The organism is Aquabacterium sp. J223 (genome assembly GCF_024666615.1).
Classification (GTDB): domain Bacteria; phylum Pseudomonadota; class Gammaproteobacteria; order Burkholderiales; family Burkholderiaceae_C; genus J223.
Genome location: NZ_CP088297.1, coordinates 3,797,557 through 3,814,799, shown reverse-complemented (window position 1 = coordinate 3,814,799; position 17,243 = coordinate 3,797,557). Strand labels below are relative to the sequence as shown.

Sequence of the window (17,243 nt, the reverse complement as noted above, 5' to 3'; positions counted from 1 at the left end):
GCTCGTGTTGGGCGCGGCGAAGGCGGCCGGGTGCGGCCGTCGGCGCGCGGTCGCTGGCCGCCGCTGAAGCGGCGGTGCCCTGCGCTGCTCACGCCGACGGCCGCGTCGCGAAACTCGCTCCGCTTGCTGCGCAAGCTGCGCTCAGACAGCCGCGCCGAGTCAGAGGTTGAACGGGCTTCGCCCTGGCCGTCGGCGCTGCGCTGCTCGGCTGCGCTCGACGCACGCCGCCGGCCGCCCCGGCCGCCTTCGCAGAACCGCTCGGGGACTGCGAAGGTCATGGCAGCGGTGCCCTCGAACCACTGGTGCTGAGCAGGTGGGTGGGTGCCGGGTTTCTCGTGCGTAGAGCGCCGCCGAGCAGCGCAGAACGGCCGGCCCGCGCGCAGCGCGTTCAAGCACTGACTCGGCGCGGCTGTCTGAGCGCAGCCCGCGTGGCGGGCGGAGCGAGTTTCGCGACGGGGCCGGCCGTTCGAGCAGCGCAGGACACCGCCGCGAACGCGGCGGCCAGCGACCGCACGAGAAACCCGGCACCCACCCACCTGCGACGCACCACCACAACGCAAGACCAACGCATCGAGGGTCGAACCCCATGGCCGAAGTAGATGTCCTCCTCGCCCCCCTGCGCGCCTTCGTGCTGCAGCTCGCCGACTTCCTGCCCCGGCTGCTGCTGGCGCTGGTGGTGCTGGTCATCGGCTTCCTCGTCGCCAAGGCGGCCCGCTTCGCCATCGAGAAGGGCCTGCGCGCCATCAACCTGCACGTCGTCACCCGCCGCTCCGGCATGGACGAGTTCATGCAGCGCGGCGGCGCCGGGGCCGACACGGTCAGCATCTTCGGCGTGCTGGTGTACTGGGTGGTGATCCTGGCGGCGCTGATCGTGGCCTTCAACACGCTCGGCCTGGCCTACGTCACCGACCTGCTGACGCGGGTGATGCTGTTCGTGCCCAAGCTGGTGGTGGCGCTGCTCATCCTCGCCTTCGGCACCTACTTCGCGCGCTTCATCGGCTCGGCCATCGCCAGCTACGGGCACGGCATCGGCATGCGCGGCGCCGATGCGCTGGGGCAGCTGGCCCGCTACGCCGTCATCGCCTTCGTGCTGATGATCGCCATCGACCAGATGGACATCGGCTGGGACATCGTGCGCCAGTCCTTCCTCATCATCCTGTCCGGTGCCGTGCTGGCCGTGGCGCTGGCCTTCGGCCTCGGCGGCAAGGACTGGGCGGCGGCGCGCCTGGAGCAGTGGTGGCCCACCGGTCCAGGCCACCCGCGGAAGCCGGAATGAGAAGCCGGGACGTCCCGATCAGCACCGTCTGGCCCGGCCGGCCCTACCCGCTGGGCGCCACCTGGGACGGCGAGGGCGTCAACTTCGCCATCTTCTCGGAGCACGCGGAGCGCATCGACCTCGCGCTGTACGACGCTGCCGGGCGGCGCGAGACGAAGCGCATCACCCTGCGCGAGCGCACCGACCACGTCTGGCACTGCTACCTGCCCGAGGCCCGGCCCGGCCAGGCCTACGGCTACTACGCCCACGGGCCCTACAAGCCAGAGGAAGGGCACCGGTTCAACCCGCACAAGCTGCTGGTCGACCCGTACGCGCGCGACTTCGTCGGCCGCCTGCGCTGGAACGACGCGCTGTACGGCTACACCGTCGGCCACAAGCGCGCCGACCTGACGCTCGACCGCCGCGACAGCGCCGCCTACATGCCGAAGTGCCGGGTGCTGGAAAGCGCCTTCAGCTGGGGCGAGGACCGGCGGCCCGACATCCCGTGGGCCGACATGGTGGTCTACGAGCTGCACGTGCGCGGCTTCACCATGCGCCACCCGGAGGTGCCGGAGCCGCTGCGCGGCACCTACGCGGCCATGGCCTCGGCGCCCGTCATCGGCTACCTGAAGAAGCTGGGCATCACCACGGTGGAGCTGCTGCCCATCCACGCCTTCGTCAACGACCGCCACCTGGCCGAGAAGGGCCTGCAGAACTACTGGGGCTACAACACGCTCGGCTTCTTCGCGCCGGAGATGCGCTACACCGCCTCCGAGAAGGTCAAGGAGTTCAAGACCATGGTGCGCACGCTGCATTCGGCGGGCATCGAGGTCATCCTCGACGTGGTCTACAACCACACCTGCGAGGGCAACCAGCTCGGTCCCACGCTCAGCTTCCGCGGCCTGGACAACGCCACCTACTACATGCTCGGCGAGGACCGGCGCTACTACGCCGACTACACCGGCTGCGGCAACACGCTGAACCTGGAGAACCCGCGCACCCTGCAGCTGGTGATGGACTCGCTGCGCTACTGGGTCGAGGAGATGCACGTCGACGGCTTCCGCTTCGACCTGGCCTCGGCGCTGGCGCGCGAGGGCGGCGTGGTGTCGCACTGGGGCGGCTTCTTCGACGTCATCCGCCAGGACCCGGTGCTCAACCGGGTCAAGCTCATCGCCGAGCCGTGGGACCTGGGTGCCGGCGGCTACCAGGTGGGCAACTTCCCGCCCGGCTGGGCCGAATGGAACGACCGCTACCGCGACGGCATGCGCGCCTACTGGAAGGGCGACGGCGGCCTGATCGGCGAGTTCGCGCGCCGGCTCACCGGCTCGTCCGACCTCTACGGCCGCTCGGGCAAGAAGCCGCACGCGAGCGTCAACTTCATCACCGCGCACGACGGCTTCACCCTGCACGACCTCGTCAGCTACAACGGCAAGCACAACCAGGCCAACGGCGAGGACAACCGCGACGGCAACGACAACAACCGCAGCTGGAACTGCGGCGAGGAAGGTCCCACCGAGAACGCGGAGATCAACGCGCTGCGCGAACGGCAGAAGCGCAACTTCCTGGCCACGCTGCTGCTCAGCCAGGGCGTGCCAATGATCGTGGCCGGCGACGAGATCGGCCGCACGCAGGGCGGCAACAACAACGCCTATTGCCAGGACAACGAGGTCTCCTGGCTGGACTGGAACCTCACCCCCGAGCGCGAGCGGCTGCTGCACTTCACCCGCACGCTGATCGAGCTGCGCTGCGAGCACCCCAGCTTCCGCCGGCGCGACTTCTTCGCCGGCCGGCCGCTGGTCGGCAGCCAGCTGAAGGACGTGCTGTGGCTCAAGCCCGACGGCCACGAGATGAGCAGCCAGGAGTGGGAGCACGACTACGCGCGCTGCCTCGGCATGTACCTCGCGGGCGCCGCCATCGACGAGATCGGGCGGCACGGCCGGCCCATCGTCGACGACGACTTCCTCATCCTCTTCAACGCCGGCGCCGACGACATCGGCTTCACCATCCCGACCATCGACGGCGAGCGCTGGACGCTGCGCGTGGACACCCGCGAGGAGACCGGCCTGCCCGCCCCGCGGGAGCTGGCCAACGGCGAGGTGTTCCCGCTCGGCGCGCGTTCGCTGGCGCTGCTGCAGCGGCCGATGGTGGCGCCCGGCCTTCCCGGCTGACCGCCCGCGACGGCCGCGGCCCCGGCGCAACAATGACCGCATGCCCGCTCCGCAACGCCACCCCCACCGTCCCCGCCGTCGGCCTTCGGCCTGGGCGGCGCTGGTCTGCTGCCTGCCGGCCGCGCCCGGCATGGCGCAGGACGCCGCCACGCCGTCCGACGGCGCACCGGCCGAGGTGGTCATCAGCGCCACCCGCACCGAGCGCCGTCCCTTCGACGTGCCGGCGTCGGTGGACCGGCTCGGGCCCGACGACCTGCGCGAGGGCCGGCCGCAGGTCAACCTGACCGAGGGCCTGGCGCTGGTGCCGGGCGTGGCGGCGCGCGACCGGCAGAACTTCGCGCAGGACGTGCAGCTGTCCATCCGCGGCTTCGGCACGCGGTCGAGCTTCGGCATCCGCGGCCTGCGGGTCTACGTCGACGGCATTCCCGCCACGCTGCCCGACGGGCAGGGGCAGGTCTCGCACGTCGACCTGGCCTCGGCCGACCGGGTGGAAGTGCTGCGCGGGCCGTTCTCGGCGCTGTACGGCAACTCCTCCGGCGGCGTGGTGCAGGTGTTCACCGAGGACGGCCAGGGGCCGCCCAGCGTGACCGCCGGCGCCGGCGCCGGCAGCCACGGCCTGCACCGCGAACAGCTCAAGGTCAGCGGCGGGCAGGGCGCTTTCGGCTACGTGCTCAGCGCCTCGCGCCTGGCCACCGACGGCTCGCGCGAGCACGCCGCCGCCCGTCGCGACGGCGCCAACCTCAAGCTGCGCTGGCAGCCGACCGCCGACCGCACGGTCACCCTGGTCGCCAACCACCTCGACCAGCGCGCGCAGGACCCGCTGGGCCTGACGCGCGCCCAGTTCGACGCCGACCCCGACGGCGCCGACCCCGCCGCCCTTCGCTTCGACACCCGGAAGACGACGCGGCAGACGCAGGCCGGCCTGGTCTGGCGCGAGCGGCTGGACCGCCACCACGAGCTGCAGGCCATGGCCTATGCCGGCACGCGCAGCACGGTGCAGTTCCAGGCCATTCCGGTGGCCGTGCAGGCGTCGCCGCTGCACCCCGGCGGTGTCATCGACCTCGACCGCGGCTACCACGGCGGCGAGGCGCGCTGGACCTGGCGGCCGTCCGCGCCGCGGCCGTTCTCGCTGGTCGCCGGCCTGGCCTGGGACCGGCTGGACGAGGACCGCCGCGGCTGGGCCAACTTCGTCGGCCCCACGCTCGGCGTGCAGGGTGCGCTGCGGCGCGACGAGCGCAACCGCGTCAGCAGCCTGGACCCGTACCTGCAGGCCGGCTTCGACCCGACGCCGCGCTGGCGCGTCGAGGCCGGCGTGCGCCACAGCACGGTGCGCGTGCGGCTGCAGGACCGCTACGTCGCCGGTCCCAACGGCGACGACAGCGGTGCGCTGCGCTACGGCGCCACCTCGCCGGCGCTGGGCCTGCTCTACCGCGCCAGCGAGCGGCTGCACCTGCACGCCTCCGCCGGCCGCGGCTTCGAGACGCCGACGCTCAACGAGCTGTCCTACCGCCCCGACGGCAGTGCCGGACTGAACGGCGCGCTGAAACCGGCCATCAGCCGCCAGTTCGAGCTCGGCCTGAAGTGGCGGCCCGAGGCGGGGCAGGCGTTCGACGTCGCGCTGTTCGACGCGATGACCCGCGACGAGCTGGTCGTCGCCACCAACGTCGGCGGCCGCGCGACCTTCCGCAACGCCGCCCGCACCCAGCGCCGCGGCGCCGAGGCGGGCTGGACCGGCCGCTGGTCCGACTGGCGGGCGCGGCTGTCGCTGACCTGGCTCGACGCCCGCACCCTTGACGGTTTCCTCACCTGTGCCGCCACCCCCTGCGCGACGCCCGACGCGCCCGTGCCCGCCGGCCAGCGCCTGCCCGGCGTCGCCCGCCACAGCGCCGCGGCCACGCTCGACTGGGCGCCGCCGCAGGGCTGGCGTGCGGGGGGCGGAGCTGCGCCAGGTCGGCGCGGTCCCGGTCAACGACAGCGGCAGCGACGCCGCCGCCGGCCACACCGTGGTCGCCCTGCACGCCGGCTACACCGTGCAGCGCCCCGGCTGGACGCTGCGCGCCTTCGGCCGCGTCGACAACCTGCTCGACCGCCGCTACGCCGGCTCGGTCATCGTCAACGAGGGCAACGGCCGCTACTTCGAGCCGGCCCCGGGTCGCACGCTGTTCGTCGGGCTGGACGGGCGCTGGAGTTTCTGAGGCAGGGCCGGCCCCATGGCCCGAGGCACACCCCGGTGCCGGCGGGTCTGTGCCTTGCTGACCTGACGCCGTTCCGCGCCACGGCTTTTGCTGCCTCGATGACCCTCCGACACGACATGCCCTTCGGCGCCAGCCTCCTGCCCGGCGGCGGCGTGCGCTTCCGACTGTGGGCGCCCGACCGGGCGCAGGTGCAGCTGCAGGTGGAACGCGGGGCCAGCGGGCCGTCGCGCCGGCCGATGCGGCCGCTCGAGGGCGGCTGGCACGAGCTGGTGGTGCCCGAGGCGGGCGCCGGCACCCGCTACCGCTTCGTCATCGACGACGGGCAGGGCGGCGAGCTGGCCGTGCCCGATCCGGCGTCGCGCTACAACCCCGACGACGTGCACGGGCCGAGCATGGTGATGGACCCGACCGCCTACGCCTGGCGCGACGGCGCCTGGCGCGGCCGGCCGTGGCACGAGGCGGTGGTCTACGAGCTGCACCTGGGCACCTTCACCCCCGAGGGCACCTACGCCGCGGCGACGGCCCGGCTGTCCGACCTGGTGACGCTGGGCGTCACCGCCGTCGAGCTGCTGCCGCTGGCCGACTTCCCCGGCCGCCACGGCTGGGGGTACGACGGCGTGCTGCAGTACGCGCCCGACGCCAGCCACGGCACGCCGGACCAGCTGAAGGCACTGGTCGACGAGGCCCACCGGCTCGGCCTGATGGTGCTGCTCGACGTCGTCTATAACCACTTCGGGCCGGACGGCAACTACCTGCACGCCTACTGCTCGACCTTCTTCAATCCCCGGCACCAGACCCCGTGGGGCGCCGCCATCAACTTCGACGGCGAGGGCAGCCGCACGGTGCGCGACTTCTACGTCCACAACGCGCTGTACTGGGTGGAGGAATTCCACTTCGACGGCCTGCGCATGGACGCGGTGCACGCCATCCGCGACGACTCGCCCGAGCACATCTGCGCCGAGATCGGCCGCGCGCTGCGCGGCGGGCCCGGCCGGCAGCGCGCCGTGCACCTGGTGCTGGAGAACGACCTCAACCAGGCGCACCTGCTGACCCGCGACGCGGAGGGCCGGCCGCGCATCGCCGACGCGCAGTGGAACGACGACCTGCACCACGCGGCGCACGTGCTGCTCACCGGCCAGACCGACGGCTACTACGCCGACTACGCCGACGAGCCGGTCAGGCGCCTGGCACGGTGCCTGGCCGAGGGCTTCGCCTACCAGGGCGAGCCGTCGGCGCTGCGCGACGGCGAGGCCCGCGGCGAGCCCAGCGCCCAGCTGCCCTCGATCGCCTTCGTCTCCTTCCTGCAGAACCACGACCAGATCGGCAACCGGGCCTTCGGCGAGCGCCTGCACCAGCTCTGCGACCCGCGCGCGCTGCAGACGGTGCAGGCCTGCCTGCTGCTGTCGCCGCACATCCCGATGCTGTTCATGGGCGAGGAGTTCGACGCCGCCACGCCCTTCCTCTATTTCTGCGATTTCGAGGGCGAGCTGGCGGAGGCGGTGTCCACCGGCCGGCGCGAGGAGTTCAAGCGCTTCGCGGCCTTCGCCGACCCGAAGGTGCGAGAGCGCATTCCCGACCCCAACGACGAGGCCACCTTCGTCCAGTGCAAGCTCGACTGGTCCTCGCGCACCCAGTCGCCGCACCGCGAGCGGCTGGACTGGCTGCGCCGCATCCTGCAGGTGCGCCACGAACACCTGGCGCCGCGGCTGGCCGGCCAGCGCGAGGGCGGGCACTACCGGGTCGAGGGCAGCCGGATGCAGGTGATGTGGACGCTGGGCGACGGCAGCACCTGGCGCATGGACGCCAACTTCGGCGACACGGCCGTGCCGTGCCATGGGCAGGGCGAGACGCTGTTCAGCCACGCCTGGGACGGCGGCTCGCTGATGCCGCACGGCCTGAGGGTCGGCCGGGAGCAGGCCAGTGGCGGCTGACGGCATGCAGGAGCAACGATCCGACGACGACCTGGCGGGCTGGTGCCGCCGCCTCGGCCTGCAGCCCGGCTACGACGACATCTGGGGCGGCCACCACCCGGCGCCGGAGGACCGGCTACGCGCGCTGCTGGCCGAACTCGGCGTGCACGACACCTCGGCCGCCGCGCTGCAGGCGGCGGAAGACGACGACTGGCGCCGCCCGCTGCCGCCGGTGCTGGCCATCACCGCCGGCGCGCCCGACTGGTCGCTGCCCGTGCGCCTGGACGGCGACCGGCGCCTGGGCTGGACCGTGGTCACCGAGGACGGCCGGCGGCACCAGGGCGACGCCGCGCCCGGCCCGTCCACCCTGCAGGCCGAGCGCGAGGTGGGCGGCGCGCGCCTGCAGGCGCACGCCCTGAGCCTGGGGCTGTCGCTGCCGGCCGGCTACCACCGGCTGACGGTGGACGGGCTCGACGGCGAGACCCTGCTCATCGCAGCGCCGCCGCGCTGCTGGCGCCCGGCCGCGCTGCAGGGCGAGGGCCGGGTCTGGGGCCCGGCGGTGCAGCTCTACGCCGTGCGCAGCGAGCGCAACTGGGGCATGGGCGACTTCGGCGACCTGGCGGCGCTGGTGGAGCACTGGGGCGCCCGCGGCGCCGGCATCGTCGGCCTGAACCCGCTGCACGCGCTCTTCGGCCACAACCCCTGGCACATCAGCCCGTACAGCCCGTCGTCGCGCGGCCAGCTGCACACGCTCTACCTCGACGTCGAGGCGCTGGACGACTTCCGCGAGTGCGAGCCCGCGCAGGCGCTGGTGCGCAGCGCCGGCTTCCAGGCCCGGCTGGCGGCGCTGCGAGAGGCCGAGCAGGTCGACCATGCCGGCGTGGCCGCCGCCAAGCGCGAGGTGCTGGGGCTGCTGCACCGTCATTTCCGCGAGCGCCACCTGCGCACCGCCAGCCCGCGCGGCGAGGCCTTCCGCGCCTTCTGCCGCGAGCGCGGCGAGGCGCTGCACGGCTTCGCGCTGTTCGAGGCGCTGCAGCAGCACTTCCACGACCGGGACCGCCAGGTCTGGGGCTGGCCGGTGTGGCCCGAGGCCTACCGCGACCCGCGCGGCGAGGCGGTGCGCCGCTTCGCCGAGGAGCAGGCGGCGCAGGTCGAGTTCCACGCCTGGCTGCAGTGGCAGGCCGACACCCAACTGGCCGCGGTCAACCGTCGCTGCCGCGAGCGCGGCCTGGCGGTGGGGCTGTACCTGGACCTGGCGGTGTCGGTCGACCGCGCCGGCGCCGACACCTGGCTGCGGCAGGACCTGTACGCGGTGAACGTGAGCGTCGGCGCGCCGCCCGACGAGCTCAACCTGCAGGGCCAGAACTGGGGCCTGCCGCCGCTGAAGCCGGCCGCCATGCGCGACGACCGCCACGGCTTCTTCATCGAGACGCTGCGCGGCTGCATGCGCCATGCCGGCGCGATCCGCATCGACCACGTGATGGGGCTGATGCGGCTGTTCTGGATTCCCGAAGGCGGCACCGGCCGCGACGGCGCCTACGTGCACTACCCGCTGCAGGAGCTGATGGCCATCGTCGCGCTGGAGAGCGAGCGCCAGCGGTGCATGGTCATCGGCGAGGACCTGGGCACCGTGGCCGACGAGATGCGCGCCACGCTGGCCGAACGCGAGGTGCTGTCCTACCGGCTGGCCTACTTCGAGCGGCAGGACGGCGGCGCCTTCAAGCCGCCGGCCGACTACCCGCGCGAGGCGCTGGTGGCGGTGGGCACCCACGACCTGGCCACGCTGCCGGGCTGGTGGACCGGCCACGACATCGAGGTGCGCCGCGCGCTCGACCTCTACCCGACGCCCCAGGTCTACGAGGAGCAGCTGGTGCAGCGCACGCAGGACCGGCTGCGCCTGCTGTTCGCGCTCCACCATGCCGGCCTGCTGCCCGAGGGCGTGCCGCTGGAGCCCGGTGCCGCGGTGCCGCTGACCACCGAACTGGCCACCGCCGTGCAGGCCTGGCTGGCCGCCGCCCCGTCGCGCGTGATGGTGGTGCAGCTGGAGGACGTGCTCGGCGTGCCCGACCAGGCCAACCTGCCCGGCACGGTGAACGAGCACCCCAACTGGCGGCGCAAGCTGCCGGCCACGCTGGAGGCGATGCAGCGCGACGAGCGCATCGAGCGCCTGGCCGAGCGCCTGGCCGCCATCCGCCCGCATGCGCCGCTGGCCACCGCCGCGCCGCCGCGCGCCGAGGCCATCGTGCCGCGGGCCACCTACCGGCTGCAGCTGCACCAGGACTTCACGCTCGACGACGCGCGGCTGGTGCTGCCGTACCTCAAGCGCCTCGGCGTGAGCCATGTCTACTGCTCGCCGCTGATGCGCGCGCGGCCGGGCAGCCGCCACGGCTACGACGTGGTGGCGCACGACGAGATCAACCCCGAGCTGGGCGGCCGCGAGGCGTTCGATCGCTTCACCGAAGCGGTGAAGGCCGAAGGCATGGGCCTGCTCATCGACCTCGTGCCCAACCACATGGGCGTGCTCGGCGGCGACAACGCCTGGTGGATGGACGTGCTGGAGAACGGCGAGGCCTCGCCCTACGCCCGCTACTTCGACATCGCCTGGCACCCGGTGGACCCGGAGCTCGACGGCAAGGTGCTGGTGCCGGTGCTGGGCAAGTCGTTCGGCGCGGTGCTGGAGGACGGCGAACTGACGCTGGCCTTCGAGCCCGAGGCCGGCAGCTTCGCCCTGCGCTACTGGGACCACCGCTTCCCGCTGGGGCCGCGCTCGGTGGCGCCCGTTCTCAAGCGGGCGGCCGAGCGCCTGGGCGGGGACAGCGCCGGGCAGGTGGTGCTGGCCAGCCTGGCGGCGGCCTTCGGCCACCTGCCGCCGCGCGAAGTGGACGATCCCGACGCCCGCCGCGAGCGCGCCCGCGACAAGGAACTGCTCAAGCTGCGCCTGGCCACCGCGGTGGAGACCGATCCCACGGTCGGCGCCGCCATCGAGGCCGCCGTGGCCGAGTTCAACGCCAGCGCCGACGCGCTGGCCGCCCTGCACGACCAGCAGGCCTACCGGCTGGCGTTCTGGCGGGTGGCCTCGGACGAGATCAACTACCGGCGCTTCTTCGACGTCAACGACCTGGCCGCGCTGCGGCAGGAGGAGCCGGCGGTGTTCGAGGCCACCAACGGCTTCGCGCTGGAGCTGGCCGCCGCCGGCAAGGTCGACGGCCTGCGCATCGACCACCCCGACGGCCTGCACGACCCGGCGCAGTACTTCCGCCGGCTGCAGGAGGGTTATGCCCGCCGCGTCGGCCTGGTGCTGCCGCGCCAGGACGCCGACGGCCGGCCGCCGCGGCCGCTGTACGTGCTGGCCGAGAAGATCGCCGCCGGCCACGAGGACGTGCCGCTGGACTGGGCGCTGCACGGCACCACCGGCTACCGCTTCGCCAACCTGGCCAACGGCGTGCTGGTCGACACCACCGCGCGCGAGCGCTTCGACCGCATCTGGGCCCACCACACCGGCGACCGCCGCGACTTCGAGGCGCTGGCGCACGAGGGCAAGCACCTCATCATGCGGACCACGCTGGCCAGCGAGTTGAACGTGCTGTCCACCGAGCTGCTGCGCATCGCCCGCGCCCACCGCCGCACCCGCGACTTCACGCTGAACACGCTGCGCCGCGCGCTGGCGCAGGTGGCGGCCTGCATGCCGGTGTACCGCACCTACCTGGTCGACGAGGAGGGCGCGCAGCCCTCGGAACAGGACCAGCGCTTCATCGCCTGGGCCCTGGGCCAGGCGCGGCGCCACCGCGAGGCGGCCGAGCCCGAGGTGCTCGACTTCCTGCAGCAGACGCTGCTCGCGCGTGCGGTGGAGGGCGCGCCGCCCGGGCTGCAGGCGCAGGTGCGGCGCTTCGCGGTGCGCTTCCAGCAGTTCAGCGCGCCGGTGACGGCCAAGGGCGTCGAGGACACGGCCTTCTACCGCTACAGCCGGCTGGTCTCGCTCAACGAAGTGGGCGGCGAGCCGGGCGTGTTCGGCATCACCGTCAAGGCCTTCCACGCGGCCACGGCCGACCGCTGGGCGAAGTGGCCGCACACGCTGATCGCCACCTCCACGCACGACAACAAGCGCTCGGAGGACGTGCGCTGCCGCATCGACGTGCTGAGCGAGATGCCCGCGGCCTGGCGCTTCGCGCTGCGGCGCTGGCGCCGCATGGCCGCCGAGCAGCGGCTGCCGGTGGGGCCCGACGGCCCCAGCCCGGCCGACGAGCTGCTGCTGTGGCAGGTCATCCTCGGCACGCTGCCGCCCGGCGGCCTGACCGAGGAGGCGCTGCCCGACTACCGCGACCGCATCGAGGCCTACGCGCTCAAGGCCGCACGCGAAGCGAAGCGCGACACCAGCTGGCTGCACCCGGACGAGGCGTACGAGGCGCGGCTGTCCGGCTTCGTGCGCGGCCTGTTCGCCCGCGTGTCGCCCAACCCGCTGCTCACCGACGTGCAGGCCCGCGCCGAGGTGGTGGCCTGGTTCGGCGCCCTCAACAGCCTGGTGCTCACCACGCTGCGCTGCACCGCGCCCGGCGTGCCGGACTGCTACCAGGGCAACGAATGGCTGGACTTCAGCCTGGTCGACCCCGACAACCGCCGGCCGGTGGACTACGGCCTGCGCGAGCGGGCGCTCGACGCGCTGCAGGCCTGGGGCGACCAGGCCGACCCGGCCGCCGCCATGGCCGCGGCGATCGGCTCACCGCACGACGGCCGGCTCAAGCTGTGGGTCACCTGGCGGCTGCTGCAGCTGCGCGCGGGGCTGTCCGACGTCTTCAAGCTCGGCGGCTACCTGCCGCTCACGGCCGAGGGCGACAAGGCGGAGCACGTGCTCGCCTTCGAGCGCCGGCTGGGCGACCAGCGGGTGGTGGTGGTCGTCGGCCGGCTGTTCGCCAAGCTGCTGAGCGAGCCGGGCTGGCCGGTGCGCGCCGACGCCTGGGGCGACACGCGGCTGGTCGCGGAGGCGGTCGAGGGCGACTGGCACGACGTGCTCAGCGGGCACCGGTGCCGGCCCGAGGCGTCCGGCTGGCCCCTGGCCCAGGTGTTCTCCCACCTGCCGGTGGCGGTGCTGGTGGGGCCCGGCGCCGTTCAGCGGTAGCGCGCCGCGGTGATGAACTGGCCGAAGCTCTCGCACCAGACGATCACCGTGGTGTGGCGTTCGATGTCCACGCCCTCCGGCACCGCCACCGTGAAGTTGCGGAAGGTCTTGACGTCGCCGACGCGCACCATGCGCGGCTTCAGCCGCAGGAAGTCGGCTTCGGTCTCGACGAACTCGGGCGACAGGTACAGCTTGTAGTCGGGCCCGGGGGCCAGCGTGCCGGTGAGCGCGATGCTGCGCCGGCCGACCGCCACCTGGCCCTCGCCCCAGTGCAGCGCGTCGCTGTCCTTCAGGTCGCGGCGGAATTCGCCGCGGTAGGCGGCCTGCGCCGCCTGCGCCGCCAGTTCCTCGGTGCTGGGCCCGGCCGGCGCCACCAACAGCGGCAGGGTGTAGACGCCGAGCGCGAAGCCCACGGCCAGCACGATGCCGTGCGACGCGACCAGCAGCAGCGAACGGGTGAGGCGTGTCATGGGGCGGCTCCGTCGGTGGCGTGGCGGCGCACGGTGTAGCGCAGCTCGGCGAAACCGGGGCCGATGCGCCGCGCCCCGGTGAGTTCCAGCGTCGGGTGGGTGATGCGTCGAGGCAGCAGCGGCCGGCCCGCGCCGAGCGTGACCGAGCCCACCTGCACGATGACCTCGTCGAGCAGGCCGGCGTCGTGGAACTGGCCGACCAGGTCGCCGCCGCCGACCAGCCAGACGTTGCCGGCGCCGGCGGCCTCCCGCATGGCCGCATGCACCGGCCGCACGTCGCCGCGCACGAAGCGGATGTCGGCGCCCGGCACCCCCGGCCGCGTGCGGTGGGAGAACACCCACACCGGCCGTTCGTAGGGCCACGGCTGCTTGGCCTGCACCACATGGCGCAGCATCCAGTCGTAGGTGGACGACCCCATGGCCAGCGCGCCGACGCCGCGGATGAAGTCGGGGTAGCCGGTGTCGGCGATGTCGCCCAGCGGGAACAGCCAGGCCAGCGAGTGGTCCTCGGTGGCGATGAAGCCGTCCAGGCTGGTGGCGGTGTAGTACTGGGTGGCCATCACGACCCCCTGAGGCCCACGCCGCGTGCCATCAGGCTGGCGCACAGCAGCAATGCGATCACCAGCACCACCTCCAGCCGCAGCACCAGGCGCAGGCGGCGGTACTCGTCGCCCGACAGCACCGGGGCCAGGCCCTGCCGCGTCTGCGGCCGCCATCGGATGAAGCGCACCGTCGGGTAGATGGACAGCAGGCCGATCGCCACGAAGAGGCCGACCTTGGCGTGGAAGAAGGGGTTGCCGGTGTAGAAGGCATGGCCCTTCTCGAAGTACAGCACCCGCAGCGTGCCGGCCACCAGCACCACGACGGCGAACAGGCCGTACCAGGCGTCGACGCGCTGCAGCCGGACCGCTTCGGCGTGCGTGGGCGACGGGCCGAGCGTCTGCCATTCGAGGAACAGCGTGGCCGCGAGGCCGAACGCGGCGACGAAGTGCAGGAAGGCGAACAGGCTGCTCATCGGGCGCTTCCTCGGCCGGTGCGGTGGATGGGGGCCATTCTGCCGGCCGGTGCCCCGGCGGTCAGGGCCCGAACGGCTCCTGCAGCAGGTCCGCCATCCGCGCGACGATGGGGGCGTAGTCGATGACGGCATGGGTGGGGCGGCGCTGGCCGGCGTAGGCCATGAGGGCGGCTTCGGTGGGGCTGCCTGGCCCGTCGCGTGGCGCCGACAGCTGGTGGTGGATCAGGGCGGCGGCCACGCCCAGCGCCGCGCATTCGTCCGCCAGGGTGCCGACCGGGTCGGCGGCCCAGGCCGCCGGGGTCCGCCCGCCCGGCGGCATCCGCACGAGCAGCGACGACAGGGTGGACGGCCGGATCTGCGCCGGGCCGAGCGAGAGGTCCGGCAGGTCGCCGGTCAGCGCCGACCAGGCGCGCGCCCACCACCATTCCAGCCGCCGCTGCAGGCCGGTGCGGTGGAACTTCTCCACCGCCACCGCCGAGATCGCGAGGTGGGCGGCGTGCATGAGGCGGGCCACCGCCGCGTCGTCGGCCGGTTGCGGCAGGCTCAGGCCGGCATGGGCGCAGTTCAGCACCTCGGGCAGCGGCCGCAGGCGGTAGGCGGTGACCGGCGGGTCGCCGCCCAGCACGTCGGCGCTCGCGCTGTCCAGGTAGCCGGAGCGGAGCAGCAGGTTGACCGCGACACGGCCCTGCGTCGCCCACTGCCGGGCGGGGTCGGCGGGCGTCGGGCGGCCGCCGCGCGATTCCAGCGCGACCACCCGAACCGGCAGCTCGCGGCGGTCCCCGCCTTCGATTCCGGCCGCGGCGGGCGCGTCAGGCTCCGTCGGCGCCTCGTCCTCGGCCGGCGGCAGCCCGGCGGCGGCCAGCGGCAGCGGTGGCGGCCGGCCGGCGGCGTGCAGGCCACGGTAATGGGCGGCGTCGAGGCACAGCGTCGCCGACAGCAGCAGCATGCCGCCCAGCAGCGGCGGCAGCAGCGAGCCACGGGCGAGGGCGGTCAGCGTCGGGCCGGCCGGTGGGCCCGGTCGGCGCCGCAGCGGGCGACGGGTCAGGCGCATGGTCAGGCGCCCGTCAGCAGCTTCATCGCCGCCGACGCCAGCCCCGAATTGAGCAGCCACAGCGCGCCGACCCGGGACAGCTCGCGCCGCGAGACCGAGCCTTCGCCGGCGTCGGCGCCGCCGACGTGCTCGCGCAGGAAGATGGCCGTCAGCAGGCCGAGCAGGCTGACATAGCCGAAGCTCAGCATGTAGATGGCGTACAGCACGAAGAAGGCCGGCTTGAGGTGCGCGACCTCGGGGTTGGCCATCAGGTCCCAGTACACCATGGCCGGCCAGGCGGACAGGAAGGCGGCGAGGACGCCGGCCGCGAACAGCGTCGGCGCCCAGACGGTGCGAACGCGCCGCGCGAACGCACTGCGCGGACCGGCCTGCGCGCCGTGGAGCCGGCGCCAGCGGGCGAGGCACAAGACGCCGGCCAGCAGGCCGCACAGGAAGGGCGCCGCCATCTTGCCGAACAGCGACAGCAGCATGTGGCGCGGCTCGCGGTCGGAGAACAGCGACTGGAAGGTGAAGTAGAAGTCGGTGGGCAGGGCCAGCGCGAGCAGCCGCGACAGCACCAGCACGGCGAAGACGGCGGCGACGAACAGCGGCCCGTCCAGCCTTGAAAACGGCAGCCTCATCCCACGCCTCCTCGCAGGCCTGCCCGGCCTCGCAGGCGATGGTAGGGGGGCTTGCCGCGTGGCCGCCATTGCCAACCGAGGGATGTTTACACTGCCCGAAGAGGCCGCCGCAGGGCGCGCTGTTCCACCGACCGTCGGGCCTGAACCCGGTCACCATGGCGCTTTCGAAGCGCACAGGGAAAGCAGTACTGTGACCCAGCTCCCGATCCCCGTCGTTCCCGCCCGTGGACCGGCCTGCACGGCCGCCGTGCCCGCCCCGGCGCCTTTCGGGCTGGTGGCGCAGTGCGCCGACGCGTCCTGGGCCCTGCTCGAACGCAACACCACGCCGGGCGGCGTGCTCGCCGCCACCGACGGCGAGCAGGCGGCGTCGCGCCGCTACACCCGCGTCTTCGGCCGCGACGCCGCCATCTGCGTGCTGGCCATGGCCGGCAGCGGCCGCACCGCGCTGGAGCAGGGCGCCATCGCCAGCCTGGACGCGCTGGCCGCCGGCCAGGCGGCGAACGGGCAGATCCCGAAGTTCGTCGACCCGGGCGGCGAGGGCGCCGACTTCTGGTACCTCGGCTGCATCGACGCCACGCTGTGGTGGCTGATCGCCGTCGACCACGTGCGCCGGCAGCCGGGCGCCGACGCCGCGCTGCGTGGTCGCTGGCAGCCGCAGGTGGACAAGGCGGTGCAATGGCTGCAGGCGCAGGAGCACCCGGGGCTGGCGCTGCTGCAGCAGAACGAGGCCAGCGACTGGGCGGACATCATGCCCCGCTCGGGCTACGTGCTCTACACCAACGCGCTGTGGTTCCGCGTCAAGCAGCTCTACGACCTGCCGGGCTACGAATCGACGCGCGACCACTTCCAGCAGCTGTTCCATCCCTTCGGCCGCGAGGTGTCGGAGAACCGGCGCGTGCGGCTGCTCGGCCACTACGTCAAGCGCGGGCAGCGCAACCCCGGGCTCTACCTCAGCTTCGTCAACCTCTCCTTCGCCGGCGACGAGGGCGACGTGTTCGGCAACGTGCTGGCGCTGCTCTACGGCCTGGCCGGCGACGCCATGGGCCAGCAGATCATCAAGACGCTGCTGGCCGGCGGCGCCAGCAGCCCTTACCCGGCACGGGCGGTGATGCGGCCGATCGCGCCGGACGACGACATGTGGCGCCTGTACATGGGCCGCCACCAGCAGAACCTGCCGCACCAGTACCACAACGGGGGCATCTGGCCCTTCATCGGCGGCTTCTGGGCGATGGCGCTGGCGCAGATGGGCCAGCACGACCTGGCCCGCACCGAGTTGTCCAAGCTGGCGCAGGCGAACGCCGCCGCCGACTGGCGCTTCTCCGAGTGGTTCCACGGCCAGACGCTGGCGCCGTCGGGCATGCCCGGCCAGAGCTGGAACGCGGCCGCCTTCCTCATCGCCCGGCAGGCGATCGAGCAGGGGCGCTTCGCCATGTAGGGCCGGCGCCC

Annotated in this window: 10 protein-coding genes; 5 read left to right on the top strand and 5 right to left on the bottom strand. The window is 73.5% G+C overall.

The features are described from left to right. The first annotated feature begins 586 nt into the window (after nucleotides 1-586). Genes LRS07_RS18005 through LRS07_RS17980 form a run of 4 tightly spaced genes read left to right on the top strand, consistent with a single transcriptional unit; the run spans nucleotide 587 to nucleotide 12,641 of the window. Complete coding sequence (locus LRS07_RS18005; protein ID WP_260499311.1) at nucleotides 587-1,276, top strand: mechanosensitive ion channel family protein; 690 nt, start codon at nucleotides 587-589, stop codon at nucleotides 1,274-1,276. Further along, nucleotides 1,273-3,423 carry a glycogen debranching protein GlgX gene (gene glgX / locus LRS07_RS18000; RefSeq protein ID WP_260499310.1) on the top strand — a complete coding sequence of 717 codons (2,151 nt, stop codon included), beginning with the start codon at nucleotides 1,273-1,275 and terminating at the stop codon, nucleotides 3,421-3,423. Before LRS07_RS18005 ends, glgX begins: the two co-directional genes overlap by 4 nt. 40 nt (nucleotides 3,424-3,463) lie before the next feature. After that, nucleotides 3,464-7,549, top strand: coding sequence for a malto-oligosyltrehalose trehalohydrolase (gene treZ, locus LRS07_RS22330; protein ID WP_409450561.1), 4,086 nt, complete (start codon nucleotides 3,464-3,466; stop codon nucleotides 7,547-7,549). Between the two features lie 4 nt (nucleotides 7,550-7,553). Continuing rightward, nucleotides 7,554-12,641 (top strand): malto-oligosyltrehalose synthase, encoded by a 5,088-nt coding sequence (locus tag LRS07_RS17980; protein ID WP_260499309.1) that lies wholly within the window; start codon nucleotides 7,554-7,556, stop codon nucleotides 12,639-12,641. Here LRS07_RS17980 and LRS07_RS17975 read toward each other — a convergent pair. The 5 genes from LRS07_RS17975 to LRS07_RS17955 form a co-directional block, all read right to left on the bottom strand. Beyond that, nucleotides 12,632-13,111 (bottom strand): DM13 domain-containing protein, encoded by a 480-nt coding sequence (locus LRS07_RS17975; protein ID WP_260499308.1) that lies wholly within the window; start codon nucleotides 13,109-13,111, stop codon nucleotides 12,632-12,634. The two genes, LRS07_RS17980 and LRS07_RS17975, sit on opposite strands and share 10 nt — an antisense overlap. After that, on the bottom strand, nucleotides 13,108-13,671 hold the full coding sequence (locus LRS07_RS17970) for a dihydrofolate reductase family protein (protein WP_260499307.1): 564 nt from the start codon (nucleotides 13,669-13,671) through the stop codon (nucleotides 13,108-13,110). Before LRS07_RS17970 ends, LRS07_RS17975 begins: the two co-directional genes overlap by 4 nt. Next, entirely contained in the window at nucleotides 13,671-14,126 is a 456-nt protein-coding gene (locus LRS07_RS17965; RefSeq protein ID WP_260499306.1) for a DUF2214 family protein, read from the bottom strand. Before LRS07_RS17965 ends, LRS07_RS17970 begins: the two co-directional genes overlap by 1 nt. Before the next feature lie 61 nt (nucleotides 14,127-14,187). Beyond that, a complete protein-coding gene (locus LRS07_RS17960) occupies nucleotides 14,188-15,177 on the bottom strand; it encodes a hypothetical protein (RefSeq protein WP_260499305.1) in 990 nt (329 codons plus the stop codon). A gap of 2 nt (nucleotides 15,178-15,179) precedes the next feature. Further along, nucleotides 15,180-15,797 (bottom strand): hypothetical protein, encoded by a 618-nt coding sequence (locus LRS07_RS17955; protein WP_260499304.1) that lies wholly within the window; start codon nucleotides 15,795-15,797, stop codon nucleotides 15,180-15,182. A gap of 247 nt (nucleotides 15,798-16,044) precedes the next feature. Between LRS07_RS17955 and LRS07_RS17950 the strand changes: the two genes are divergently transcribed. Next, nucleotides 16,045-17,232: an amylo-alpha-1,6-glucosidase gene (locus LRS07_RS17950; protein ID WP_260499303.1), complete on the top strand. Its 1,188-nt coding sequence runs from the start codon at nucleotides 16,045-16,047 to the stop codon at nucleotides 17,230-17,232. Nucleotides 17,233-17,243 lie beyond the last annotated feature (11 nt).

Bases quoted from the DNA above. Each gene is read 5' to 3' on its own strand.
- LRS07_RS17960 (WP_260499305.1), bottom strand. From the start codon at position 15,177: ATGCGCCTGACCCGTCGCCCGCTGCGGCGCCGACCGGGCCCACCGGCC.
- treZ (WP_409450561.1), top strand. From the start codon at position 3,464: ATGCCCGCTCCGCAACGCCACCCCCACCGTCCCCGCCGTCGGCCTTCG.
- LRS07_RS17980 (WP_260499309.1), top strand. From the start codon at position 7,554: ATGCAGGAGCAACGATCCGACGACGACCTGGCGGGCTGGTGCCGCCGC.
- LRS07_RS17975 (WP_260499308.1), bottom strand. From the start codon at position 13,111: ATGACACGCCTCACCCGTTCGCTGCTGCTGGTCGCGTCGCACGGCATC.
- LRS07_RS17970 (WP_260499307.1), bottom strand. From the start codon at position 13,671: ATGGCCACCCAGTACTACACCGCCACCAGCCTGGACGGCTTCATCGCC.
- LRS07_RS18005 (WP_260499311.1), top strand. From the start codon at position 587: ATGGCCGAAGTAGATGTCCTCCTCGCCCCCCTGCGCGCCTTCGTGCTG.
- LRS07_RS17955 (WP_260499304.1), bottom strand. From the start codon at position 15,797: ATGAGGCTGCCGTTTTCAAGGCTGGACGGGCCGCTGTTCGTCGCCGCC.
- glgX (WP_260499310.1), top strand. From the start codon at position 1,273: ATGAGAAGCCGGGACGTCCCGATCAGCACCGTCTGGCCCGGCCGGCCC.
- LRS07_RS17965 (WP_260499306.1), bottom strand. From the start codon at position 14,126: ATGAGCAGCCTGTTCGCCTTCCTGCACTTCGTCGCCGCGTTCGGCCTC.